Below are 26,390 nucleotides of genomic sequence, written 5' to 3' on the forward strand. Positions count from 1 at the left end.
ACGGTGGAATGTCGTAACAATACAGTTGTTTTGAGAAATACTCAGTAGAATAATCTAATCAGACTACGCCGAACGAAGGGAGCTTATCTCAATTCTAATCTCGTAAATCATTCCGCCCGCATAAACACAAACCGCTCCTGCCCTGCCCTGCGAAGGAAGTTGCCATTCCAGGAATAATAGGATTCTGGTATACGCCGCATATGATTGTAGAGATACAGATTGAGGAAATAATCGTAGATATAATCCGCGATTTTCTTTCCGGAACGCTCGAACAGCGCGTAAATATCCGCTTCGCCGAACTCGGTAAAATTGTAATTGTAGTTATACGTATCCGAAGTCAAATCATAGTCCCAGGCACCGTCGAGATAATCAATCAGCGGAAACGATGCATACAGCAACGGCGACGCAAGAATCGTATCATCAACCGGATTTATCCGGAGCCAAAAACAAAGATCGATTCGCGAAATAACTGTATCGAATTTTATAAAACTGTTGTTGGCAAAGTATAATGTATCGCCCACCGGCGTTGTCTTTTCCTCAATGTACATCTGCACAAATTCAATAATAAACTTGTCGCTTTTCTCAATCAGAAAATCATTAATAGTGCTGTCTGAATACAAATCAAAACTGTTCGATGAAAGATTCTGAGTCATCGAGCTCCTGAAAACACTATCCACTTCAGTGGTTCCGTTGTTTTTCAGAAAATAGCTTCTATATGGAAAATAGCGCCTGGCGTAGGTTTCAGCCGATGATGTACCTTGTGGTTTTATAAAAAACATTTGCCAGTCGCTCGAAAATGTGATATAGAGCGATGGCCGATTAGTGTCGGCAATAAAACCACGGGCCAGTTTCTTTTCCGACTGGCACGATAGCAACAATGCAGAAATTAAAAAGCAAACAGAAAAAATAAGTTTAGTTGGAAGCTGCATCGCGCTCCAGAACTTTTTCAGCCAATACTTTTCCGTACTGAAATGCAAGCGTAAGCTCTTCCTGGCTGGGTGTAAACTTTACAAACACTCCGTCGCCACAGAAATCGAGTTTTAGATTTTCCATCATCGATTTCAACAGAACAGCAGATTCGCCACTCCAGCCATAGGAGCCAAAAGCACCTGCAGGTTTACCTTTGTCGCGTATCGGACAAATGGCCGCCAGAAATTTATACGCGGGCATCAGGATGTTTTGATTAATAGTCGGACTGCCAAGTACAAGCCCGTTTGAAGCTGTAATAGCTGCATCCAGATCGCCCAAAGATGCTGTTTCGATATCCATCAGCTGAGCTTTTATATTGCTTTCGGACTCGATGCCACGCGCAATTTCCTGTGCAATCATTGTCGTTTTCTGATAAGCAGAAACATATGCAACAAGAATTGATTTTGCATTCGGATTTTTCAAATATTCTTCGCACATGGATTTCGAACGGTCGACATAACGCTTCCAGTCGTTCAGTAGTAAAGGCCCATGACCGTTGAGAATTGCCTTTATTGGAAGGGGTTCAATTTTTTCAACGGCCTTGAGGAAAAATTTGCTGTATGGTTTTAGAATCACATTGAAATAATAATCGAACGCATCGTCATAGTTGCCGACCTTGTTGTCGATCATTTCATCGTGCGCAAAATGAGCGCCGAACGAATCGCAGGTGAACAGCAATTGTTCTTCCTCAAACCAGGTGTACATACTATCCGGCCAGTGCAGGTTCGGAGCACTGATGAACTTCAATGTGGCATCGCCAAGATCGAGCACGTCGCCATCTTTCACAATGCGGTGTGGAAAATCGCGGTTCATCAGATCTTTCATGTAGCGGATGGCGTTGCCTGTGCCAATCACGGTTGCATTGGGCGCTTCGTTCAAAAGCAAAGCAACAGAACCACTGTGATCCGGCTCGGTATGATTGAGAATGATGTATTCAATTTCATTTAGGGCCGTCAGTTTGCTGAGTTTTTCTTTATAAACCGGCCAGAATTTTTCTTTCACTGTTTCAACAACAGCTTTTTTCTGAGCGTTGATGAAATATGCATTGTAGGTTGTGCCATACTTGGTTTCCATCACAACATCGAAAGTAACGATGTCTTTATCGAGTACTCCCACCCATGTTGTTTTCGGTGAGACCTGAATCGTTTTATTGTCTGCCATTTTATTCTATTTTAAAGTGATAAAGTAATCTGTCCGTCGAGGCCCTCTTCTGTTTCTGCGCCATCGCTTGAGTTCGTCGGTTGATCCTCAGCTAAGCCAAGCAATTCACGAATCATTTTATCCGTAGTTGGTTTGGGATCATTGACCGAAAACTTTTTCAACGGCACGGTACTAATTTTTTTACCTTTTGCCTTAATCCCTCTGATGACGGCAAATTCAGCTACATCAATTTCTTCAGGATCTTTTGGTTTCTTGAGCTTTTTCGAATCGTAGAAGACCGTAATTACCGGGAAATATTCCGTCGATATCCACTCAATCTGATCGCCCTCATCCATGAATTCCACAGTTTTTTCGCCAGGACCCTGTTCAACCTGAAAGCGTTTTAGATACCACTCTTTGTCCGTGTTTTTGTACAAAACAGTGAAAACGCGCAAAGGATTAAATTTCTCAATGTGCATTATATCTTCGTCGAAATGCATCTGCATATCGGGCTTGGCAATGCGGTAGTAGCCGGATTTCATGAGGAACAGCAATGTGTCGTTGTGATGAAAAGCGCCAAGATATTGCCCGCGTTCCTCAGTAGTCAACCGCAGTATTTCCTTATCGTACCAGTATTTTATTCCACCCAGCGTCGATTTTCCTTCGTCCTTGAGTTTGATTTTTCGAATCATAAAACGTGTCAACTGGTTGCCAATCGATGCACGTCCTTTGATGGATAACTCGCTGAAATCAAAATCGAAAACCAGTTTTTTCAATTTCGGTCTGGGCACCAGATATACAGAAATCACTTCGGCTTCGCCATTGGGATTGGCGGTAAAATACAGGACTTTTGAATGCGGCGTGCCCTGCGTAAGATTGTATTCTTTGTCTCTGGTAATGCCTTTTACATAAAACCGCTTCACATACGTTGTTCCGGTGGCGCCATCGCGATAAATGGCGTTGTAAATGGTACGCTCATCATTTTTCTTAAAGACATCGATGTGAATGATGTTTTTACCCAGAAAAACCTTATCGGCAACTTTGGTTACAATACAGGTTCCATCCTGCGTGAAAGCAATGATGTCGTCGAGTTCAGAACACTCGGTCACATACTCCATTTTCTTTAAACCGAAGCCGGCAAAACCTTCTTCACGGTCGACATACAGCTTCTGATTTGCAATGGCAACCGCAGCCGCCTGAATGTTATCGAATGCGCGAATCTCTGTTTTTCGCTCACGTCCCTTTGAATATTTCTTTTTAATATCGCGGAAATACGCAATGCAATATTCAATCAGATTGTCAAGACGATCCTGCACTTTTTTGATTTGATCTTCAAGCCCTTTAATGATTTCATCGGCCTTGAATGCATCGAATTTCGATATGCGCTTGATTTTGATTTCTGTCAGACGCGCAACATCGTCCATGGTGATTTCGCGATAGAATTTTTTCTTGTAGGGCTTGAGTCCTTTGTCGATCGTTTCGAGAACGCTTTCCCATGTGGTACACTCTTCAATGTCGCGGTATATCCTCTTTTCGATAAATATTTTTTCGAGCGACGAATAAAGATGATGCTCCAGAAGTTCCTGCATTTCAATTTCCAGCTCGAGCTTCAGCAGATCTCTGGTATGATGCGTCGATTCAATCAACAATTCATCAATATGAATAAAACGTGGAGCATTGTCCTGAATAACACAACAGAGCGGCGATATGGAAATTTCGCAATCGGTGAAAGCATACAGCGCATCGATGGTCTGATCGGGCGAAACACCCGGTGCAAGATGAACTACAATCTCTACATTGGCCGCTGTGTTATCCTCTATTTTCCGGACTTTTATCTTTCCTTTTTCATTCGCGTTTACGATTGAATCAATAAGCGAAGAAGTAGTTGTCGAAAATGGAATTTCAGTTATCACCAGCGACTTTTTGTCGGGCGACGACATGCGGGCTCGCACTCTAACTTTTCCACCACGTTCCCCTTTGTTGTAATTTCTTACATCAACCAGTCCTGCTGTTGGAAAATCGGGATACAAAACGAATGACTCATTTTTAAGAACGGCGATACATGCATCGATGAGTTCAATAAAGTTGTGCGGCAGAATTTTCGTCGAAAGGCCGACCGCAATACCTTCAGAACCCTGAGCCAGCAACATCGGAAATTTCACAGGAAGAAAATCCGGTTCTCTGTTGCGACCATCATAGGAATGAATCCATTTGGTGGTTTTAGGATTGAAAACCACATCCAGCGCGAATTTCGAAAGTCTGGCCTCGATATATCGGGGTGCAGCAGCGGAGTCGCCGGTGAGTATATTCCCCCAGTTTCCCTGCATATCAATAAGCAATTCTTTCTGGCCGAGTTGTACCAAAGCGTCACCAATCGAAGCATCGCCATGCGGGTGATATTTCATCGTGTTACCAATGATATTGGCGACCTTGTTGTAGCGACCATCTTCCAATTCCTTCATGGAATGCAGAATGCGACGCTGAACAGGTTTAAAACCATCAGCCATGTTTGGCACTGCACGCTCCAAAATTACGTAGGAAGCATAGTCAAGAAACCAGTTGCGGAACATGCCCGACAAACCAGTGATCTTTCCTTTCTCTTCCTGCTGTGCATCAGGAATCAGCTCGTTTTTATTTTCTTTTTCAGCAGCCATCGTCAGAGTTATATCCAGATTCTCAGCAAAATTAATTCAATGCCAAATAATATCAAAGCAATCATGATAAATGTTTTCCACAGTTTTGTACCTGCCTGCATATCAGCAACAACCGATGCCGGAGTGTCTCCGGTCTCCATCACTGTTATATTGCTGTTTTCCCCGATAAAATTCCGGATTTCATCAACCGAAAAACAATCCGTAGTACTTTCTGCACGCGGATAATTCAAGCCAAACGACGATAGGGTGGTTTCTCCCCTGGTAACTTTATAGGAGCCGGCGCTGTTGATCTGTGAATTGAGGAAAATCTTCGGTGGATTTCCGTTGCTAAATCCGGGAATCAACTCTGAAGATCCGTCAAAACTTTGCAGAACTGGGGGCTTTTCGCCACTGATGGCACCTGCCGGCAAATCAATACCAAAGCTGTAATCGAGCGGATAAGCCACCCCGGGCATGACTCTGCCCGAAAAAGCCATTTGCATGACAGCCGGAACAATGAGTGCGTTGGATGCAAAGGTGGAATATGAGGATTGAAGAGGAACAGCAAGCAAATAAAGATGTCCCCTGCCCTTTATAAATTCAGCTAAAAAAGCGTTTCCATTCAGCAATGTCATTATACTTCTTCCGTTTCCTTTGGGAATGCGGTAACTGGTGAACACAGCCGGGAACTGAACCTGTTTGGGAGGAGTCACAAAAACACCTCGAAACAACGGATTGTCAGACTCAATGGTGGCTACGCGAGTATTGGCTGTATCGGTTCCTGCAAACATGGGAATGCCAAGTGCAGCAAAACCCGGTTGATAATTTTTTATGTCACCGGCAGTGGGAATAATCAGAATATTGCCACCAGCCTCAAGCAGCCGGTTGAGTTCCGAAGCCATCCCTGATGAAATCTGTGACAATTCATCGAGAACTACCAATCCGGCCGAAGCCATGGAGCCCGCATCAAAACTGCCCTCGCGAACAGATGTAAAACTGAACAGACTGTCACGCGAAAACAAATTGCTGATATTGCTTGTAGCTCCACCACCGGCAATGTGATACACCGGAACCGAGGAAGCAATATCAAATGCGAAAAACATCCGGTCGTCGAAACTGATTGGACTGTCATCAATTTCAACATACCCTTCGTGGCTGCCCCGCTTATTCACTGTAAAAGCAAACTCCACCACGTCGGTACCCGAAGCCGCCAGTTGCACATCGCCCAGCCCTTTTTGTTTACCGTCGACATAAAGCCGGACCGGGATTTTTTCGAGCAGCATGTCGCTGTGATTTCGTATGCGGGCATTGACTGTGATAATATTGTTTTCGAGTTGAACCGGGCCACTGAACCAAATGCTGTCAACAGAAATATTCGGTGTTTTTGGCGCATCGACCGGAAAAAGAAAAATATTTCGTTTCAGCGAACTGATGGAAGCCAGATCTGCTGTCGATTTCTGAAAGTCGCTGATGATGTAGTAATGGTGCTCCGCGCCCGCTGCATTCATATCGGCGAGATCGGTCATACGCGAAACTACAGAACCCGTCTTACGCGGGAACGGACAAAAGTCAATAAGCGACAACATATCGGCGCATTCATCGCGCGGGCAGAAGCGGTCATGCTCACCGGCAAAATCGTTGGTGATTAGGCGAAACATGGTGCCGGGCGGATATGAATTGAGAATTTCAGTGGCCTTCACTCTTGCTTTTTCCAGCATATCGGTTTTGCCATCGCTGATTTCCATACTCATGCTGTTGTCAACATAGATGCTCACAAACAGTCGTCCGGATGAAGTCTGCTCATTGTTTTTTGGAATGTATGGCCTGGCAAAAGCAAGAACGAGCGCGGAGACAAACAACATACGAAGCGTCAAAATAATAAGCCGGCGCAGACGACTCTGACGCTTGTTTTTTTCAAGCAGTTGCTGCAATAAATAATTGTCGGAAAACTGAACTTTCCTGTAGCGTCTGAAATCGAACAGGTGAACAATTACCGGGATGGCAAGGGCAAACAGTGCCCATAATATGGAAGGTGCTCCGAATAGCATAATTCATGGCAAAGGTAATTATTAATGTGCAATGAAAAATGAGGGCGACCCTTACATTTATGAACACGGATTAGCCTGCAGTAGGATTCAATTGCGATATTCCATAGTTCCGGCCGGTTAAAAATCCCTCGAAGGGTTCAAAACCCTTCGAGGGATACTATTCTGCCGGAATATGGAATCGTCGTAATTGATTCAAAAACAACGATTCCATATCCTCATGCTCCTACGTCGCTTTCGGACGATGGAATATTGTTTTTGAAGTACCTACTTTTTGAGCTGTAACACTGCTGAAAATACCAAGCAAATAAATCCGATAAAATGTATTATCTTTGATTTCGATAGCATTTGTTATGAGATATTTTTCGCTTATATTGCTTTTTGCAATTTTCGTTTCTTCCTGCTCATCAGTAGTAAAGGAAGAATATCCCGACGGCACCCTTAAGTCGGAAGTGACCATGAAAAATGGTCAAAAAAACGGTCCTTCGTCGTATTACTATCCCAACGGGAACATTGAACTCCGCATGAATTATGCCGATGATCAACTCGAAGGACAGTATGAAAAATTCACAATCAAAGGCACCAGAACTGAATTGACGATGTATGTCGCAGGTAAGAAAAACGGAGAATCGAAAATTTTTGGGGAAGATGGCAAATTGCAGCTATTGGCAATGTTTGTCAATGATACCATTCATGGGACTTACAAAGAATTTTACCCCAACGGACAGGTGAAAGTGTCGGGCACCTACAATCATGGATTCTACGATGGGAAATGGGAGTATTTCGATTTTAGCGGAATAAATGTTGGCTATGCTGAATTCAAAAACGGCACGGGTAAACAATTTGCATTGTATTACGGTTCAAAACGCATCAAAACAGAAGTCAGTTACGTAAACAATCAGAAAGACGGAGAAGAGATATGGTACGATGCTGACGGGAAAATCGAAAAAAAGACGATCTACAGTGATGGTAGAATAATTTCCGCTGAATAAAAAAATATAAAAATGAGTATAAAAAAACCTGAAGAATTTTTGCGCAATGCGGTTGTCGACATTGCCGAAAACATGATAATTGCTGCGAAAACAGCACCCAAAGGCCGTGGTACAGAACGACTCTGTTATCTGCTAATCACCGGCAATGAGCTGAAAATTATCAGCCATAAAATGGAGGAAATTTCAAAAGAAAACAATGTAGCTTTTTTTGGCCGCGATGCCGGCAACCTGCTGAAAGCCGATGCGCTAGTGCTCATCGGAGCATCGTACAACCCGCGCAACGTGCAGCTTTGCACACATTGTGGTTTTAGTTGTGACAATAAACCAGACGACGCTCCCTGCGCCATCACGATGGTCGATCTCGGCATTGCAATTGGAAGCGCAGTGAGCATGGCCGCTCACTTTCATGTCGATAATCGCGTGATGTATTCCGTAGGGCTCGCCGCCATACAACTCGGATTGTTTCCAAAAGAAATCAAATCAGCATACGGGATTCCGCTCAGTGTTTCTTCAAAAAATATTTTCTTCGATCGCACGTAAACGTTACAATCGTTACGCGTGGAATTTATCCCGATGAAAGCGGGAATCGTTACAATCGTTACGATATTCCATCGTCCGCCTGCTGGCGGATATGGAAACGTCGTAACAGCTTCAAAACAACGGTTCCATGTCCTTCAGCTCCTTCGTCGCTTTCGGACGATGGAATATTGTTTTGAAGGAGCAGTCGTTTTGAAACAGTCTCAGAAGATTTGTTTATTCTGACTGCGCCGAACGGAATCCGAAAATTATTTGATCAGGTCAAGTCCTTCTGTGGCGGAGGTATCGCCGGGATTGTACAACAAAACTTTGTTGAAATACAGCTTTGCGTCGGTTGTTTTTCCAAGAAAATAATTCGTCCAGCCCATCATAAGCAAGGAGTCGTAATCAAAAGGATACATCGCGTTTATTTTTTTAAAAAATGTCAACGCAGTTGCGTAATCTTTGGCGTAATAATATATCAGTCCCAGACGATAATTTGTTACAGAATGATTTGGATCGATGCGCAGAATTTCTTCATACACTGCTTTCAAAAGAGAATATTCCGCGTTGGAAAAAATCGCATTTGCCAGACCAAGCCTGGCCTCGATGCTTTTACTTTCGAGGTTGCATGCTTTGGTGTAGTATAACTTGCTCTCAGAATAATTTTCATTCAAAAAAAGTAAATATCCAATGCGAAGATTGAGCTCATACGATTTTTCATCGTACACTTTTTTCAATGGGACAAGCGCTGCCACGTAGTTTTTTTCATTTTCAGAAACATAACTTTCCGAAAATGCTTTTTGAATGATTTCATTCTGTCCGTATGACATGACAGAAATAAACAGAGCCAGCGTCAGGCCAATGCTTTTTATCAGAGTTTCCATATCAGACCTCCTGTAAGGTTGTGTTGATTGTATTGCGTGTTTATTTTTGACGAGGATATCCTTCGCCATCCGGCTCCGGAAGAGCCATCCGAGAGTGTGTAAGGCAGCTTATTCAATGACCAGGAATATAAAAGTGACAAACTTAGATGCTGCGTAATGAGAAATACGGGATTTATTTCAAGAGAAGCAATTCGGATATCTCCGTTATTATGAACTATCCGACCATTGAAATCATTAAAGTCAGACAGCTTCCCTACTCGCACTCCTGCTTCAGTCCAACAAAAATCAGTAAGCTTCCAGCCACCCGAAAACCCTGCTGCAAAGCCGGGAAATCCGCCATCGCTCTGACCTGTTAATGAAAGAGTGTAGTGCTGATTCAAATTATAGTCGGGATACCATGTGTTGAAAAATGAAAACTGAATTTGATCCTGCTGCGATAAATCGGACCATGAAGCCGAAAAAGAACGTGCGGATCGGTCAGCCTCAAAACTAACAGTAAGCGATGCGACATGCTCAGCGAATGATGTGTCAGCTATAATGGCTTCGCCCGCATTTGGTCCCTGGTTAAACGATGTAGTCCGGACCGATATCATGTGAAAAGCAGGAACTACAGTGGTTTTCCTGCCTGTCAAAATCGGAGTGGCTATATAAGCTGATTGCTGATCGGTAGTTGCAGCAAAGTTTGTATAAACCAGTGGAGCTCCGGGAATGTCAACATAGGCCAGGCGGTATTGATCCTTCGTCGAAAGGTCATTAACGGAGAAATAAATTCCAAGTCGCTTGCAGAGCCCAAATCCGGCAGATGCGGATGTATTTTGCATGTTCCCCGTCATTTTGAAATACGAAGATTTAAAAGTGATCGGCTCCGGCGGGAAAAATTGCACAGCGCCATTCTTTTCAGTATTGTCTGAAATAAAATTTGAATATTCGGCAGCAACATATTCAACAACTGGAAAATATCCGATGCCGAATTTTATTCTTTCATCACCATTCATGCTGAATCGCCAGAAACGCGCTGTATTGCTCATTCCGGAGTATTTTGCGCTATAGTATAAATATGATTTCAAATCTGAACCGGGCTCAGCCATTTCCGCTGTCGCGATAAATTCCGTCAACGCAAGTCTGTATTTTTGAGTTGCAAATAGCGCCTTCCCTTTGCTGTACGACAACTCATAGGAAACAATATTTTCTACTTCGGCTCTGTCGCAAAAATACAACACACTGTCCCATTTTTCTTCCAGCGTCAAACGATAGACAGTTGCATTCAGAAACCGCTCCCTGTCAGCATTCTGCGCCTGCAACGCCGATCCGGCATTCGCCAGAAAAATTAATATGTATAAGTAACGTTGCATTTAACGCTGATGCTTTTGTTTTTTTCTTCAAACACAATTGAAATACTACTGGCTGAATCTATCAGCATACTGCTTTTCATGTTCCAGAGTCTGATGCCAAATGCCCGCTGAACAGCTTCGGTATTGATTGAAATCTTTTGAGCCAACGGGTTTTCTTCCACCTTTTCGCTGCGTGCCGAAAACGAAAATGTGATAAATCTGAAAAACGGAGCAACAAAATCCTGCAGCAGAAGCAATGACTTGTATTTTCCCATGTTGATCGGAATCCTGTCGTGCGATACGGCTGTTTTTTCAATGCCCGTTATAATTTTATGAAAGCCCGTATAGAATTTATACAACAAAGCTTTGCGGCTTCCATAATAACTGAGAAAATAAAAAACATCGTTGCGGACCGTGAAATACGCGACAGCATTGGTTTTGCTGCATTTGATATAATACTGGTTTGCCATATCACTCATTACTGTCCACAGAATTGTTTCTGAATTTCCGTTTAAGCCAGCCGTGATCATTTCAATTTCCATTCCCGGAATTAAATGAAAAACGCGACGCAGCAACAAATCGGGAAGCAGTGCTGTTACCGTTTGATCCTGTTCAGGAATCCCCTGCTCAATGAATTCGGTGTTTCCACTTTTTGTAATATAAAACGAAGACAACGGGTAATGAAGTGTATGCGAACCGATAAATGGTGTGCTTTGCAGCTGAAAATGAAGATGTGGAAACGGCGACCGGCCGCTGTTGCCAACCTGTCCGATAATGTCGCCCTTTTTTATGGCATCTCCTTTTTTTACAAGAATACTCTGCTCTTTCAAATGACTCAGCTTTGAAAATAAATAAGGCGTGTGCCTGACTACGACTGTATTTCCCCAGTTATGTGCCTGGTTGATTTCGCCAACCGGATTGTCAGGAATATCGTTTACAATTTCTTCGACAATTCCATCAGCTGCAGCATACACAGGTTTCCCAAAGCAATAATAATCTCTCAGCATGCCGCCGGAATTCTGAAAAACAGAATCATATTCATCGGCCACCTGAAAATCCCATGCATGGCGGTATTCGTCACGGTGGGTTTCGTCGCCACTGTGTCCCTGCGTTACTTTCCAGGGTCCGTTTACAGGAAGTGAAACCGGTAAAACAAATTTTCCAAATCGGAAAACATCGTTATGATGTCCATACAAATTATTTTCCGGCGAATAGGTCTGCACAAGTGCCGGCTGTATCCATCGGAAGTGTTTTGCACGAAACATCAGTGCATAAAGCACGGCAATAACAACCAGATTAAAAGGCAATGAAAGTGGAGAAAGTTCAAACATGGACAGGAATTGCGCAGACGCTGAGAAAAAAATGGAAACAACCGGAACAGCAATAAAGGAAAGTAAAAATGATCCTGCAGACGGAATATAAAAAAAGCCGCCCAACGCAATGGCTGTTAGAATATAGTTGAATCCAAACTGCATTACATTGTCACCATTCACCGGAATTCCGGCATACTGATGATATAAAAAGGCACTCATAAAGCCAACAACCGATAACAAAAAAGCGATGCGAGAAAAAATCAGAACACTAGTCGTAATGACAATTCCAGCAAGCACTGATCCGGAAAAAAATATCGAGGCCATGGCTTTGAAAAAGAAAACAACAACATCGGGTAAACTTAGGAGTAAGCTTTGTTCAATCGAATCAAAAACTGCAGGGAGCAACATGCTTTCCTTTGCCAGCAAATTTCCAGGGAAGGATCCGGTTTGATTTCCGATAATCCATGACAGAAAAACCAGCCAAAGTGCAAACAGAAATGGAAGACTCAGAAATGGAAGATTGTACTTACTCAGCATTCCATCCATTAATACGGTGAAAAGCAAAGTGACAATCATGGCAATCGGAATCAATAGCAACATTGAATATCCGTGCTGAAAAAATGCACCAATGGCCAGTGAAACCAAAAGACCATTGAATCCATATAAACCAAGTCTGGTCTTGTTGTCGGGAAGTCCCACCAACCACGCGAGCATATTTATTAATAGGGTTCCGGCAAGCCCGGCAAGACCAACAGCAGGATACGCCATACTTGCCAGAATCAGCAGAAAAGAAAGAACACGATTCTGACTAAAGAAAATAATGGAATAACTTCCTGCGGTAGCAACCAGATGCAGTTGTACGAAATTTCGGATGTTGGCGGCAATTGGCATGAAAGAAATTATTTTTCTGATGTTGACAAATGATTGGGAAGAATTTCCATGGCGGAAATATCTTCATTTGTTTCCTGACGCCTGATCAGATGCGCTTTTCCCATGGTATCGACCAGCACAACATTTGGACGCATGGTGATGAATTGCATCCACTGAGTCATGTTGTATGCACCAACATGGTGAATGACAATTTTGTCACCGGCGCTCAACGGAGGCAGCGTAATGTTTTCGCGGATCACATCAATGTTCATACATAGAGGACCATAAATTACCGTGTCTTCGGAATAATTGCCGAATGGCTGAGCAGGACTTATTTTGTGCTCGTACCAGAACGAAGTGAAAAGAATATTCACTCCGGCATCAATGATTGTAGCGCGGCGTCCGTCACTCAGTCGCTTGTTTGCAATAACAGAACTGATGCAGAATCCGGCATCATCAACCAAAGCGCGGCCGGTCTCAAGAATCAGCAGAGGCAGCTCTTCGGGCTTGAAAGGTTGCGCAAGCAATGTGCTTGTGATGGCTTCGGCAAAAGTCTCGATGGAAGGATTCATGTCGCTGCCTGGCAAATAGCTTCCTTTCAGCGTGTTTTTTGAGGGAAATCCGCCACCCAGATCAATATACTGAATGTTGATGTTGTATTTCTGTCTGGTTTTTACTGCGAGGTCGCATAATTTTACAACAGCTTTGGAATACGCATCAGGACTTAGCATGAATGTTCCAATGTGGCAATGCAATCCGCAAAAATCGACCACCCCCGACGAAATCAGCTTGTTGATGGCATCCATGGCCTGCCCATTCTCGTAATTGAAACCAAAACGATCCCACATTGGATATATTCCGGTATCCATATTCACGCGAATGGCAACCCGTGGTTTCTTTTTCATTTCGCCAGCCACCTGAATCAGCATATACATTTCTTCGGCATGATCGATGTGAATCATCGAGCTGTTTTCGATCAATAATTCAATGTCGGAGCGCGTTTTGTCAGGACCGTTGAAAATTATTTTTGCCGGATCCTTCATTAATTTCAAAGCCCGGTCGTACTCAAAGCGGCTGACAACCTCAGCCCACGACCCTTCCTGATGGAATATATTGCAAACCGACTGCAGATAATTTGTTTTGTAGGACCATGCAAACTGAACTTTCGGATAGCGGGTGCTGAAAGCAATATTGGCATCGCGGAAATTTCGGCGAATGGTTGCTTCACTCAGCACAAACAATGGAGAGCCGAAATCGCGGACCAATTCATCGATCCGGGCACCATCAATATGCGTCAGCGGCTGATATTCTGTCCTCATTCCGAATTTATTCGGCATTCCGGTAACCAGTTTGCGGATCAGAGGTCTTTCGTATTTTTGTTTATTGCTCATAGTTTCATTTTTTATAATTCACCGAAAGTGCTTATTTTCTGAAATTCTTCAAGATTTACGATCATATCCCACGAATAGCGGACAAACATTTTTCCGACATCGTAATTTTTGAATGGTTCAACCTTTTCGCCCATGGCCATCAGGGCCAGCGCTTCAGGGATGTTTTGTCCGCAGCCAACAGCCAGATACACCCATGCCGGAAGTCGCGGATTGATTTCGAGAATGAAGAATTCGCCCTTTTCATTTTTCATCAGTTCAAGCTCAAAACCTCCCCGCCAGCGGGTAGATTTTATGAACTTTTTTGTCAACTTAATAATGTTCTCATCGCCGATGCTAATCCCTGACCAGGCCTTGCCTTTGTCGGTGATATACAATTTGCGCATCGGCACAATTGAGATGGCGTTACCATTTCCATCGCCCAGGCCTGTTACATTGAATTCCTGCCCGTGAATAAATTCCTGCACTATAATGGGCAGTCCCCATTTCGCGCTGATGCGGTTAAAGGCGCTCTGTGCCTGTTCGGCATTGTATGCAACAATGGCATCGTAATATTTACCTTTCACAACCAGTGGAAATCCGAAATCGACCGAAGCCGGATAAAAATCAGAAAACACCATGAGCTCTTTGCTGCGAGGGACTTTCAGACGATGCTTTTTCCCGAATTCAGGTAAATTCCATTTCTGTCGTTCCTCAAAGGAGTCGCTTTCGGGAACAAAAGTGTGAATGCCTTTTTCAAGCAATTCCCTTTCAAGTTTGATATAAGAAAAAAGCTCGGCATCAAAATTTGGAATGATCAGATCAATTTTTTCTTTTTCGTGAATCTCCAGCAGGCGCTTCTTCAGCATGTCCGTTCCGGCCGAAGGATATGGAATCTGATAGGTTTTGTGAAAAATGTCGTGCATAAAAATGCCTGGCTCCATCGATTCATACGCCAATCCAATCATCTTTGCTTCAATTTTGCCGGACTCAAGAAGCCCACGTGCAACAGCGAGCCCGGGGCCGGGACTGTCGATGGCATTCAATCCACTTACAGCTATTGTCAGCTTACGCTTTTTCATGGCTCCATGAGTTGAAAGTGCATGAGCATATTCATAAAATCCTGAACATCGCGCTCAGCCATGGTTTCAGTCACTTCAAAATCTTTTACTAAAGCAGCCGGAATTTCTTTGGGGCTCAACCCTTGTTTAAGGTATCCAATGATAGCGGCGCCGATGTTGTTCACGCTGAATGATTCGCCTGTCACCGGATTAAATAAAAAACCGGAATCGCTGACGGCTATATCTTTTTTGATTTTCATATTCAGATATTTTATACAAAGATAGACAGCTTCGATCCAAAAGCTTTACAGAATTTCGCACTTTATGTATAAGATTTTACCCGATTTATGGCATTGCGCAAGTGCAATTATTCAAATTGTGAGCGATAGTCACTGACTGAAACACCAGTAACTGCCTTGAATTGAGTTGAAAGATACTGCACACTGCTGTATCCCATCATATAGGCAATTTCGCTTAAAGTGAGTTCATCCTGAACAATGATTTGTTTCACTCTTTCAATTTTCTGAGCTATAATATATTTTTCTAAGGTAATTTGCTTTTCCTTTTTAAATAAAGTGCTTAAACGTTGATACGACATCCCCAGCTTTTCGACCAGATAATCTGAATTATTGACCATGGAACTGGCATAACCCGACTCGAAGACGAGATGATGAACTTCGCGCATAATGGCCTCCGCAATTCTTTCCTGCGGTTTCATAATCACATACAAGCCATTGCTGGTGAGGAAATCGGTAATCCGCTCCGTGTTTTTCATCCACACGGATTGTTTCAAAATCAATAGATTCCCGGATATGCTTTTAAACGGAATTTTTTCGGACTCAAGCCAGAATTTCAGCAACATTTCGCAACAATGTCCCTGAAAATTTCCGAGGGTGATTTCTATATCTCCGGTAACTTTCTTCACGATCTGCAAAGCTATAAAATTTCGCGGCCAAATAATATTTGTAAAGGTTTAATGATATTGATAATGTAAAAAAACAGCCACGTTATTCCCGCAGCTGCTTTTATATTGGTTCATTTCGGCGTTGTCATAATAATTAAATCTGCTGAGGCTGTTTCAAAACGACTGCTACTTCAAAACAATATTCCATCGTCCGAAAGCGACGCAGGAGCTGAAGGATATGGAATCGTTGTTTTGAAGCTGTTACGACGATTCCATATCCGCCAGCAGGCGGACGATGGAATATTGTAACGACTTATAAATTTTTGAAACAGACTCAACCAATGATTTCAAAAGACTACACCAAACTGTTTTTATGCGTTGAGCGTCAAACGCTATGTTCCATACTCGTCATAAAAGAGTTGCATCGCATCGTTCACATCTTCAAATACAATCTGATGTTGCGGGCAGCCTTTTCTTGAACAGAAATTTACTTTTCCTCCGTTTTCAAGAAGCAGTGGAACCATTGGCGCGCTGCACTTCTCACAAGAATCTTTTGAAAGTTTGGTGTTGCAATGAGGACAGGAAAATTCTGCAATTTCGCCTGCCGCAAGCTCTAAATCGCTTTTGTGGTCATAGCAACCATAATGTGAGCATAAATAAATATTTCCGGATTTCTCTCCTGCTTTAATGTTCAGGTGAATTCCAGACACGTCGTGAAGAGCATTTGTCTGATCCATCAACGATTCGCCGCAATGCGGACATTTTACATTTACAACAACGGTTTTTTGCATAATGACTCCTTTTTATTGATTTTTACTTTCTTAGCTAAATTAATACATTTAACACACATAATCAATACATTTAACTGTGATTTACATCACATCTGGTTTGTTAAATATAACGTGTTTTTTGTTAACCGGAGTTGATGCAGCAGACAGAGAGGCATTTCGGCGGAGTTCATCCTGCTGTTCGTGCTTCGACGGAGTTTATCCCGCAGCCGACATTTCGACTCCGCTCAATGTGACAGCGGCGGGGCTCAGCGTGACTGCAGCTTTTGTGTCATTTTATATTTAGGTTGTGAGGCGCGCATTGAGCCCTATGCCGCATGCGTCATGCGCTAGGCGTGGTTTTCCCGGAACAACTTCAATCGCTCTTCCAGTGCGGGGAATTGATCGCGATGCACGAGCGAAACACAGGCACGGATTCCTTCGGTACGTTCGCTGCCTGTGGTGCTGAGCGCGATTGCGCTGATACCATAGTACAGAAATTCATCAAGCAGTTGATCGCCCGTCAGGCCCGGATAACTTACGGTGAAGTAGAATCCATCAGCGACCGGATTGTTTTCATCCATGTCGTAAACGATTTTAAAACCGTTGTCGGTAAACATTTTTTTCATAATGCCGGCCTTGCGACCGTATTCCATCACATCTTCACGAAAATTATACGATCCGTTGTTGGCTGCTTTCAGAATTCCGAGCAGTCCGTATTGGGTGGTATGTGCTGCACCACTGCTGAGCGCGTATAAGGTGCCGAAAATCATGGCGTGACCAAATTCTTCGCGTGCATAAAAACGTTTCAGGTCAGGATATTTCGTGGTGAAAAGCTTGTCTGAAATCACCATCATACCGATGCGCTGGCCCGCATAGCTAAATGCCTTCGAGCTGCTTATCATCAGAATGTACTTGTCGTAATAATTGGCAATGGTCGGTTGAAATGGCGGCTGGCCTGGCTTTGAATAATCCTTGCGGAAATCCATGGCGAAATAGGCCAGGTCTTCAACAACAACCACGTCGTATTTGGCGGCTACTTCTGCAATAATTTTCAGCTCAGAATCCGTGAAACAAATCCAGGAGGGATTGTTCGGATTGCTATAAAGCATACTGTGAATATTGCCGGCAGACAGCATGCTTTCGAGCTTTTCGCGCAGCTTTTCGCCACGGAAATTATATACATCGAAGCTTGCGAATTTATTTCCAAGCACTTTCACCTGCTGCTTGTGTACCGGAAAACCCGGATCGATGAACAGAATAGTGTCGCGATCGGCTTTGATTCTATTCAACATCATAAACGACGCAAAACCGCCCTGCATCGAGCCTACCGTAGGTACGCATCCTTCGGGACTTACATTCACGTCAAGGAAATTCTTCACAAAAAGTGAGATTTCATTCTTCAGTGCCTTCACACCCATAATGTCGGGATACAAAGCCGCAACGCCACTTTTCAGCGCTTCGATTTCAGCTTCGATACCCGCCTGAGCAGGTGGCAAGCCAGGTACGCCCATTTCCATACGGACGAATTTTACGCTGCTAGCAGATTCGATCTCATCTACCAGCTTTTTGACTTCACGAATAGAGGCCTGTCCGGCCGATTTTATGCCGAGTTTCGACTTGATGCTGTCAGCAATTTCTTTTTCAATAATGGTTTTGCCCATGACGATATATTTATTTGGTGCCACAAAATAAATATTTTTTTTGATGTATGGCAAATAAATACACATACAAACAAAACAACTTGCGGGTTGATATTTATTTAAGTTGAGCGAAGTTTATAAACTTCGCTCAACTATTTAGCGGCTGATCACCAGCTTCTGCACCTGTCGGATGCCATCAGCTGCAATTTCCATTATATACATTCCTTCTGACAAACTGCTGACATTAACGTTCTGATTGCCATCGGTCAAAAGCTGCTCCAGGACACAGTTTCCGGTGAGGGAATAAATTTTCATCACAGCACCTTCGGCATCTTTTACGTTAACTGAATTGTTTGCGGGATTCGGATACAACTCAAACGACTGCTCGCCGGACTCCTCCACTCCAACAGTTCCGGTCGTAAATGACCAGCTGAATGGTGTATTGTCGCTACACATACCTGTCAGGGCACCTGCGGCAAAAACAACGGAATAAAGTGTTTCGCCAAGAAATGTGTCATGATAAATACGAAGGGTGTCGCCGGAAACGGTTACACTGTCAATCGCAACAGGCGTGACGCCGTCGAGAATCTGAATCAGTGAAGGATTGTTGACAACAAAGGGTTCGTCGATCCACAGCATCACGAGATGATCTGCCTGCACCTGAATTGCGCCGTCGCCAGGGAAAAAATTGTTTATTACCATCGGCTGATCGGGATGCAGCGCCTGCAGATTCATAATGAAAATCATATTCGGATCAGCATCGGTGGTTGCTCCTGTCACAAGACCGCCTACAGACACAGTCCCCGAAATAATGTCAGGTTGTGTGAAAAGTCCGCCTGCCGCAGGGACAGCGCCCGAAAATGTAATCTGAGACGACACATCGAAATCTCTTCCGGTCGGAAGCCCGGTGTAAATGTCAACCTGTGAAAGATACACATTGCTTGGCGTTGTTGGCTGGCAGAATACCCACAGATATTCCGACGGGCATGACCAGTCATCAAAGGCAAGCCCATAGCGGTTTCCGAGCCCGGTGAGATTTGCGTTGAGAATGGGGTTCACAACACCGGCGCCTGTCATTGTTGCTCCTGTTCTGTCAATCAGGTAAATGTCGCCGTTGATATTTCCAACCCAGAAGCCATTTCGAACATGATCGCAAGCTACATATCTAACCGATGTCGGAGTGCTGACTGAACCAATCAGCGATGGAGTCACTGAGTCAAGGGCAAGTTCGTAAAGATTGGGCGTTCCGGCACCGCCGAAAAAATGTCCGGTTGCGGGATCATAAGCCAGATCGCGGATGCCAACCGTACAAGCGGTAATATTGAATGTGTCGATCAAAGTGCCTGTAAGCGAGTATTTGCCAAACTTTCCGGGTGTTGTGTAAAACGAAACCCAGTAAAAATCTCCGTCGGATTCAACACCCAACGTGCCGTTGGGAATCTGATCCAATGTGTTTTGAACCAATTGAGGCGCATTGGAAATGGCTGTATTCATGGTATCGTTGGCATGATCAGTGTCGGTCGAAAGTCCGGTCCAGGTCTTTACATTATATGTCTGAAAAGCCGAAAAATCGTATGTTGCAGAAAAGGTATACGTGAATTCAGCACCCGGAGCCAACGAAGTGAACCCCGAAAAGGAGCTGTTCAGCGTTTCATTTACAATGCTGCCGCCATCAACCTGATAGGAAACAGGAATCGATGTCTGAGCATTGGTTCCGAAGTTTTTCACCACTACGGAAATCTGCTCTACGCCCATACCAAATCCATCCACTGGCGCATCCAGTGCTAAAATTCCGACATCGTTGGGTTGCGGATCCCAGATCTTTACATTGTCAATGGCCCACCAATAATCGTTGTTAGCGCCTTTGTAATGAAACCGCACTTTGAAATCAGCATTTTTTTGGGCCGACGCATCAATTGTTACATGCTGCGGTGTACCCCAGTCTCCCATATCGGTTGTAACATTCATCATATTCACCCATGCACTGCCATTCCATACCTCTACATTACCGGATTCAGAGCCCCCTCCACCGAAATAATGAAAGTACATGTCGAACTCAATGATGACAAGGTTGTTCGAAGACAAATTATAAGTCGGGCTTATCAGTTGTTCGCTCATGGGCACTGCGCCCGCTGCATCGCTATTGACCATCGCAAAGGGCGTTCCGTCGAGGGTGTACGAAATCAGATAGGTGTTGACAAATTCCCAGGTATGCGAATCCGTGAGTGAATCAACGATACTCCATCCAGCCGGAAGCGAAGCATTATCAAAGGTCTCATTGGTGGAAACGGCTTTCGGCGCCTGTGCATTCACCGTCATGATTGAAGCGATTATGAGACAGGCCAGTGCGTAAAATTTTTTATTCATTTGTGCGAATTTTTTCTGTTTTATTAGACAGCAAAACAGCGCCAGAAGTTGTTTCTGTTTTACATGGTGCAATAATAAATATAATTGAAATGAAATGCAAATAAAAATTTGATGAGATCGAGGTCGAGGTCAAGGCTTGCGGCATGAGGCAGGCGTCATGCGGTGCACAACGCACAATGTAATTGTGGCCGAAGGCATCAAAGAAAGCTACGCAGTACCACCAGATGTCCCGTAGGGACAACATATTGGTAGCGCTGGGCAACGCCCCGGGGACAATGTGTGCGAAGCTCCTTTGAGGTGAAAGGTCACGCGTCAAAGACGCGCTCACAGGTTGAGATCAAGCAGTTGTCAGTCCGCCGCGGCGGATGAGAAGTCAGCAGTATGTGCAAATCGAAGCGTCGGTGCTCTGAAATGGAGCTGGGAAGATTGGGATTCTTTAACGCACTCAGGTCGCTGCGCGACGCAGAGAGGTTAAAGAAGGGCTGAGACGCCGAGTTTCGCCCTTTCCCGACATTCCACCGTCCGAAAGAAATGAGGACATGGAACCGTCGGGAACAATATCAGTCTTTGCTCCGCTGCAACGGTTCCGTGTTCTGCGAATGAGCATTTGAGGATTGTGGTCACGCGTCAACGTAAAACGTTGCAAGCAGGAGACGCGCGCCCAATGCGAGATTTGTATTCTCCGAACGGCGGAATGTTGCAGCTTGCCCGACATTCTATCGTCCGTTACTACGGACATGGAATTCCGCCAGCAGGCGGACAGGCTGTCGGGAGCAGTAACAGCCACAGCTCCCAAAAAAAAACGGACCGCCGTGTGGCGATCCGTTTTTCAATTCCCCCTGACATAAAATCAATCTATTGCACCACCACCTTATGGTTCCATTTGCCATTGATGACAAAGAAATACATGCCCGACTCAAGGCAACAGACCTTGTTTTCGTTGAATTCAGGAAACACTTCCCTGCCCATGCTGTCGAAAACCCGGACGCTGCTTACCTCTCCGATGATGGTGATATTTTCTCCCTCAGCAGCCAGCGACGGGAACAGCTGAACAGGACTGTCTTCGCAATCAACCGCAATCACATCCGAATAGGTGAATTTTCCATCATAATCGGTTTGTTTGAGGCGGAAGTATTTGGCTTTGGTGTCAACATCAATCGAATACTCAAGCATTTCATTTGAATTTCCCGCTCCATCTACTTTTGCAACCGGCACAAAATCACCGTTGGCAGCATCAGCTGCTTCGATGGTGAAATAGGCATTGTTGGTTTCGGTGGCGGTTGACCAGTACAACTTCACAGAGTTATCACTACAGAAAGATGAAAAATAGAGCAATTCCACAGGAAGACTTACAATAGCCTCTGTACAACCATTATTGCCGTATGTCATAGCTCTTGATGTAAGATCATAAGCTGCAAATTCGCCATCAGTATTTGGGATGAATTCATCGTAGAAAACCTGATCATAACACCCTGATGCCTGGTCAACAATTGAAACATATCTGAATTTATATGTTGTTGAGCCCGGAGCATTGGCAAATCGGCCCGAAGTATTGAAGTTGTTACAGTATAGGGCATAATATGATATACCACTGCCACAGGCTCCGCCTAAGTCATATGTGAAGTCAGGTTCGGCACCAGTGAAAATAATTAGTTTTGAGCCTGCAGGTATCACGCCTCCGGGAGCGGCATTATAAGCAATCGTACAACCGGCCTCAGTATTCAAAGCTGCAGTATAGGTCGTATTTGCGACAAATACTTTATCGCAATCCATGCAGAAGCTTAACGTTCCAGGGTCAGCTGATGGAAATGTAATTAGTAAATCATCCACATTTATGTCCTCATCAACATCCACAAGTACAAACTCATTTTCACCTTCCTGAGTGTTTCCGCATGAGTTTACGTGAACTTTTTCAATGAGTGGTGTCGCAGAACACTGTCCGGCTCCCCTCACCATGACATCATCAAAGTACAGATTGTTATTGCTGCCTGGATCGTAGACAAACCGCACTTGTGTAACATTTGATCCAATCGTATAGAAATAGAATCTTGTCTGAACTGGAATGCTTGTAAATGTGGCCAATGTAGTCCATGTAGAACCGTCTATAGTAGTTTCGACATCAAGTTGTACTCCATTACCACTAGTACCCGAAGCCAAACCCATCCAGAAGGCTAACAGGTCGCCGTTTGAGAATGCAGGGGAAGTCAGTGTTCCGACACCAGTTAAAAACAATGCTTTTGTGCTTCTGTTTGCAACTGTTGCGCTGGAACCGGTAAACAATCCTGCGGATGCAGTAAAAGGACCGGTTGTGGTCGAAGCAAGACTTGCAATCGTAGTAGTTCCATCAAAACCCTCGTCAATTAACCATACTGAGCCAGTTGTTACAGTCAATGTGGCCGCATTCGATGTTACAGAACCACTGCAGGCGCTGGTAATAACACAACGGTATTTATTTCCTGTCATCGTTATATCTGCCCCAATAATTGACATAGTTGAAGTTGTGACGTTGGAATAAACACCGCCATTTGACAGATTATTAAAGACTGCTCCTCCATCGGTACTCAACTGCCACTGATAGAAGGATACAACTGTTGCTGTAACAGAAAAAGTAGTAGTTCCGCCATCAGAAACACTTCTATTTAGAGGCTGCATTGTAATTGAGGATGCTGTAGCGCCAGTACCCGACACCGCAACATTCTTAGACGTTGCCCCAGTGCTTGTATGGGTGATATTGCCACTGTATGTTGTTGCAGCTGTGGGTTTAAACCTTACGTAAATAGTGGTTGCGTTCACAACGCCACCCGACTGTGTCAGTGTTAGTGTTGAAGGGTTGGCAACAAAGCCTGACCCGCTGGAAAGAGAAATTTCGAAATTGGCTGGCGGTGTGATGACAATACTATTCGAGAGACTCACGCCGGAAACGATGTATGTCTGCTCTGCAGAAGTTGACCCAACACAAACTTCTCCAAATCCGGCTAACGTTCCGCAAGTTATTGTCGGCCCTGCTGAACAAAGCACATTGACATCATCAAATGAAAGGTTCCCCGCGCTTTTTGTATAGGTAAATCTGAACTGTGTAAAACCGGGTGCTAAAGCAGGTGTTGATGACGAGTTATAAGTGAAGGTGGTTCCCGTTGTTGGAATTGAATTGGTAATATTATCAATGGCAACCCATGAACCGTTGTACCCTTCTACCAATAATGCAGATGTTGCATCAGTACTTTGGCCTTTAATCCAAAAACTCAGCTGAATTGCACTGGTAACCGTTGGAGTTACAATCTGGTCTCCTGTCGCGTCGAATCCTAATGAAGGTGAGGATGCTCCGAAATTTCCCGATGTAGTGTAGGTTGTGCCAATGCCAGTAAAGGTCCAACCAGCTGGAGCAGTAGTACCAGCATTAAACCCTTCAGAAATGCAAGTAGTGGACGGTGTTGTTACATTCCCGCTACACGTAACATTCACAGTTGTCGCACCACCGCCGGCATTCGAAATGGTTTCCCCATTATAGGTGTTAGCTGCCAGACCGGCTTTTAAGCGAACATAAATAGTAGTATTACTTAAAGTTGGGGCTGTGTACGAAACCGAAACTGAGGAACCAAATCCACTTCCTGATGTAAGTGATATCTCGTAATTTGTCGGAGCTGTTACAGTTATTGGGCCTGCCGTCAGATTTGATCCGCCTAAAACATACGATTGCTCCGCACTAGGCCCGCTACCTTCAACATAGGTGAAACCGGTGAGAGTGGTGGGGGTGACTGTGATTGTGGGGGAAGAAGTACAAAGTGTCTGGCTGTTATTTACTGCGCCCCAAGTGTTAGCGGCAGATCCTTGCCAAGTAAAATCACTGTATTGACAACCTGTGCCAGACAATTGCAATGAAAGACCTACTGCTGATGTACCGTCTTGGCTAACTCCAATGTTTGTTGATGTTATTCCATCTGCAACCCCAGCAGTTGCTGTGAAACTTCCTTCATAACTAATGAATTGGATTAATGTTCCATTATATGAAAGAGCAATTCCGTCAGGAGCGCCATTTTGCAATCCCGCAAAGGTTTTAGAATAAATCGTTGCTGATCCAGAAGTGCTGCCAACAGTGAAGTTGTTTAATGTTGCATTCATGTATGATGTCCCATCTGCGCCATTATATGCATCAACTCTAAATAAGCTTAAAGAATAACTGCCAGGATTCACAATCACTATTTCGATTGCTTCACCAGCATCTGTTCCAACATTGTCATAATGGAATTCATTAATCCAAGCGGTTTGCCCTTTAGCATTAATGCTCAATACAAAAACAATCACCACAAACACCACCCCCATCACCAGCCGCAGCCAGCTTGAGCGATTCGCCCCTACCTTTGCCGCAGCAGGCCTGGGCTTGTCCGAATTCGTTAGTAAATTTCTTTTCATATCTGTATTTTTTAATTCTTTAATTTCATCGTGTAATCCGCACCGCAAGCGGAGCATGCACCTGCAGGCCCCGAAAGTTTCCCTGAAAACAAAAACAGTATTGCGATCCTCCCCCTAATGTCTGGTGCATCCCCTGCCAAAATACATTACTATAAAACCCCAATTCAAATATACAATGAGAAAAGCAAAATAGCAATGCTTTTCGTCGTGATTATCAGCTGGTTTAAGCGAGGCGAAATGTAAAATAATGTCGTATTAGAATAGAAATAGTTTTAATTATTAATATTCTCTCCTAAAGAGTATTCTTTGTTCGATTAAAGTTGTTAACTGAATTTTCAACAGCGATGCGGAATCGCTGCATATCGGGTCTGTAAAAAGGCTGTAAATATAGCTTTCAGCATCTTCCATGTGAAAACGCAAAGGGAAATGTTGCGTTTTTAGCAATCCTGAATTAACAATAAAAGACTGTTAATGGTGAATATTTTATTGTATTGCGTTGTTTTTTCCTGTTTGATATGAGGATTTGCAACTATTGTCAAATTCCACAAAATATAATTCGATATAATTCATGTTTAAGGCGAGCTGTGCCCTTTCCCGACATTCCACCGTCCGATAGAAATGAGGACATGGAACCGTCGGCTCATATGAACTCTGAGCAAGGAACAAGGAAGTGAGAACGTCGAAGGATTCTTCACTTCATACTTCAATAAATCCTTGTTCCTTGTTCAATATTCAAAAAGCTCCGCTGCAACGGTTCCGTGTTCTCCGAATGAGCATTTGAGGATTATGGTCACGCGTCAACGTAAAACGTTGCAAGCAGGAGACGCGCGCCCAATGCGGGGTCTATATTCTCCGAACGGCGGAATGTTGCAGCCATCACGACATTCCACCGTCCGAAAGAAATGAGGACATGGAGCAGTCGGCTCATATGAACTCTGAATAAGGAACAAGGAAGTGAGAACGTTGAAGGTTTCTTCACTTCATCCGCCGCGGTGGATGAGAAGGAGCTGGGGAGATTGGGATTCTTTAACGCTCACGATAGCAATCGTGACAGGTCGCTGCGCGACGCAGAGAGGTTAAAGAATGGCTGAGACGCCGAGTTTCGCCCTTTCCCGACATTCCACCGTCCGAAAGAAATGAGGACATGGAACCGTCGGGAACAATATCAGTCTTTG

General features: G+C 44.1%; 17 protein-coding genes. 2 read left to right on the forward strand and 15 right to left on the reverse strand.

The genetic code is table 11. The annotated features are described in order from the left end of the window. Window positions 1-107: 107 nt before the first annotated feature. The 4 genes from A2W93_15525 to A2W93_15540 are packed head-to-tail and all read right to left on the reverse strand — an operon-like array spanning window position 108 to window position 6,790. Complete coding sequence (locus A2W93_15525) at window positions 108-878, reverse strand: hypothetical protein (GenBank protein OFY53429.1); 771 nt, start codon at window positions 876-878, stop codon at window positions 108-110. A gap of 34 nt (window positions 879-912) precedes the next feature. Next, complete coding sequence (locus tag A2W93_15530) at window positions 913-2,130, reverse strand: MBL fold metallo-hydrolase (GenBank protein ID OFY53430.1); 1,218 nt, start codon at window positions 2,128-2,130, stop codon at window positions 913-915. Window positions 2,131-2,141: 11 nt separating this feature from the next. After that, window positions 2,142-4,763, reverse strand: coding sequence for a DNA topoisomerase IV (locus tag A2W93_15535; GenBank protein OFY53431.1), 2,622 nt, complete (start codon window positions 4,761-4,763; stop codon window positions 2,142-2,144). Between the two features lie 8 nt (window positions 4,764-4,771). Beyond that, complete coding sequence (locus A2W93_15540; protein OFY53432.1) at window positions 4,772-6,790, reverse strand: hypothetical protein; 2,019 nt, start codon at window positions 6,788-6,790, stop codon at window positions 4,772-4,774. Window positions 6,791-7,140: 350 nt separating this feature from the next. On the opposite strand from A2W93_15540, the gene A2W93_15545 reads away from it, so the two are divergent. Next, a complete protein-coding gene (locus A2W93_15545; protein ID OFY53433.1) occupies window positions 7,141-7,779 on the forward strand; it encodes a hypothetical protein in 639 nt (212 codons plus the stop codon). A 12-nt stretch (window positions 7,780-7,791) separates the two neighbouring features. After that, window positions 7,792-8,319 (forward strand): hypothetical protein, encoded by a 528-nt coding sequence (locus A2W93_15550; GenBank protein ID OFY53434.1) that lies wholly within the window; start codon window positions 7,792-7,794, stop codon window positions 8,317-8,319. 245 nt (window positions 8,320-8,564) lie between these two features. Here the strand turns inward: A2W93_15550 and A2W93_15555 are convergent, their stop codons facing one another. From A2W93_15555 to A2W93_15605, 11 genes are all read right to left on the reverse strand, one after another. Beyond that, on the reverse strand, window positions 8,565-9,182 hold the full coding sequence (locus A2W93_15555) for a hypothetical protein (GenBank protein OFY53435.1): 618 nt from the start codon (window positions 9,180-9,182) through the stop codon (window positions 8,565-8,567). Continuing rightward, window positions 9,170-10,534: a hypothetical protein gene (locus A2W93_15560; GenBank protein ID OFY53436.1), complete on the reverse strand. Its 1,365-nt coding sequence runs from the start codon at window positions 10,532-10,534 to the stop codon at window positions 9,170-9,172. The genes A2W93_15555 and A2W93_15560 overlap by 13 nt, the downstream gene beginning before the upstream one ends. Continuing rightward, on the reverse strand, window positions 10,510-12,717 hold the full coding sequence (locus A2W93_15565; protein ID OFY53437.1) for a hypothetical protein: 2,208 nt from the start codon (window positions 12,715-12,717) through the stop codon (window positions 10,510-10,512). The genes A2W93_15560 and A2W93_15565 overlap by 25 nt, the downstream gene beginning before the upstream one ends. Window positions 12,718-12,725: 8 nt before the next feature. Then, the gene (locus A2W93_15570; protein ID OFY53438.1) at window positions 12,726-14,087 is read right to left on the reverse strand and encodes a diaminopimelate decarboxylase; all 1,362 of its coding nucleotides are present in this window, start codon (window positions 14,085-14,087) and stop codon (window positions 12,726-12,728) included. An 11-nt stretch (window positions 14,088-14,098) separates the two neighbouring features. Next, complete coding sequence (locus A2W93_15575) at window positions 14,099-15,145, reverse strand: biotin carboxylase (protein OFY53439.1); 1,047 nt, start codon at window positions 15,143-15,145, stop codon at window positions 14,099-14,101. Continuing rightward, window positions 15,142-15,384, reverse strand: a complete 243-nt coding sequence (locus tag A2W93_15580; protein OFY53440.1) for a hypothetical protein — start codon at window positions 15,382-15,384, stop codon at window positions 15,142-15,144. The genes A2W93_15575 and A2W93_15580 overlap by 4 nt, the downstream gene beginning before the upstream one ends. A gap of 107 nt (window positions 15,385-15,491) precedes the next feature. Then, on the reverse strand, window positions 15,492-16,049 hold the full coding sequence (locus tag A2W93_15585) for a hypothetical protein (protein OFY53441.1): 558 nt from the start codon (window positions 16,047-16,049) through the stop codon (window positions 15,492-15,494). Between the two features lie 371 nt (window positions 16,050-16,420). Then, window positions 16,421-16,819 carry a hypothetical protein gene (locus A2W93_15590; GenBank protein OFY53442.1) on the reverse strand — a complete coding sequence of 133 codons (399 nt, stop codon included), beginning with the start codon at window positions 16,817-16,819 and terminating at the stop codon, window positions 16,421-16,423. Between the two features lie 326 nt (window positions 16,820-17,145). Further along, on the reverse strand, window positions 17,146-18,459 hold the full coding sequence (locus A2W93_15595) for an aminotransferase (GenBank protein ID OFY53452.1): 1,314 nt from the start codon (window positions 18,457-18,459) through the stop codon (window positions 17,146-17,148). A gap of 135 nt (window positions 18,460-18,594) precedes the next feature. Beyond that, window positions 18,595-20,805: a hypothetical protein gene (locus A2W93_15600; GenBank protein OFY53443.1), complete on the reverse strand. Its 2,211-nt coding sequence runs from the start codon at window positions 20,803-20,805 to the stop codon at window positions 18,595-18,597. An 855-nt stretch (window positions 20,806-21,660) separates the two neighbouring features. Then, complete coding sequence (locus A2W93_15605) at window positions 21,661-25,272, reverse strand: hypothetical protein (protein ID OFY53444.1); 3,612 nt, start codon at window positions 25,270-25,272, stop codon at window positions 21,661-21,663. Window positions 25,273-26,390: the final 1,118 nt, after the last annotated feature.

This window comes from Bacteroidetes bacterium GWF2_43_63 (assembly GCA_001769275.1).
In the GTDB taxonomy this organism is placed as follows: domain Bacteria; phylum Bacteroidota; class Bacteroidia; order Bacteroidales; family DTU049; genus GWF2-43-63.

Bases quoted from the DNA above. Each gene is read 5' to 3' on its own strand.
- A2W93_15530 (OFY53430.1), bottom strand. From the start codon at position 2,130: ATGGCAGACAATAAAACGATTCAGGTCTCACCGAAAACAACATGGGTG.
- A2W93_15535 (OFY53431.1), bottom strand. From the start codon at position 4,763: ATGGCTGCTGAAAAAGAAAATAAAAACGAGCTGATTCCTGATGCACAG.
- A2W93_15540 (OFY53432.1), bottom strand. From the start codon at position 6,790: ATGCTATTCGGAGCACCTTCCATATTATGGGCACTGTTTGCCCTTGCC.
- A2W93_15545 (OFY53433.1), top strand. From the start codon at position 7,141: ATGAGATATTTTTCGCTTATATTGCTTTTTGCAATTTTCGTTTCTTCC.
- A2W93_15550 (OFY53434.1), top strand. From the start codon at position 7,792: ATGAGTATAAAAAAACCTGAAGAATTTTTGCGCAATGCGGTTGTCGAC.
- A2W93_15555 (OFY53435.1), bottom strand. From the start codon at position 9,182: ATGGAAACTCTGATAAAAAGCATTGGCCTGACGCTGGCTCTGTTTATT.
- A2W93_15560 (OFY53436.1), bottom strand. From the start codon at position 10,534: ATGCAACGTTACTTATACATATTAATTTTTCTGGCGAATGCCGGATCG.
- A2W93_15565 (OFY53437.1), bottom strand. From the start codon at position 12,717: ATGCCAATTGCCGCCAACATCCGAAATTTCGTACAACTGCATCTGGTT.
- A2W93_15570 (OFY53438.1), bottom strand. From the start codon at position 14,087: ATGAGCAATAAACAAAAATACGAAAGACCTCTGATCCGCAAACTGGTT.
- A2W93_15575 (OFY53439.1), bottom strand. From the start codon at position 15,145: ATGAAAAAGCGTAAGCTGACAATAGCTGTAAGTGGATTGAATGCCATC.
- A2W93_15580 (OFY53440.1), bottom strand. From the start codon at position 15,384: ATGAAAATCAAAAAAGATATAGCCGTCAGCGATTCCGGTTTTTTATTT.
- A2W93_15590 (OFY53442.1), bottom strand. From the start codon at position 16,819: ATGCAAAAAACCGTTGTTGTAAATGTAAAATGTCCGCATTGCGGCGAA.
- A2W93_15595 (OFY53452.1), bottom strand. From the start codon at position 18,459: ATGGGCAAAACCATTATTGAAAAAGAAATTGCTGACAGCATCAAGTCG.
- A2W93_15600 (OFY53443.1), bottom strand. From the start codon at position 20,805: ATGAATAAAAAATTTTACGCACTGGCCTGTCTCATAATCGCTTCAATC.
- A2W93_15605 (OFY53444.1), bottom strand. From the start codon at position 25,272: ATGCTCCGCTTGCGGTGCGGATTACACGATGAAATTAAAGAATTAAAA.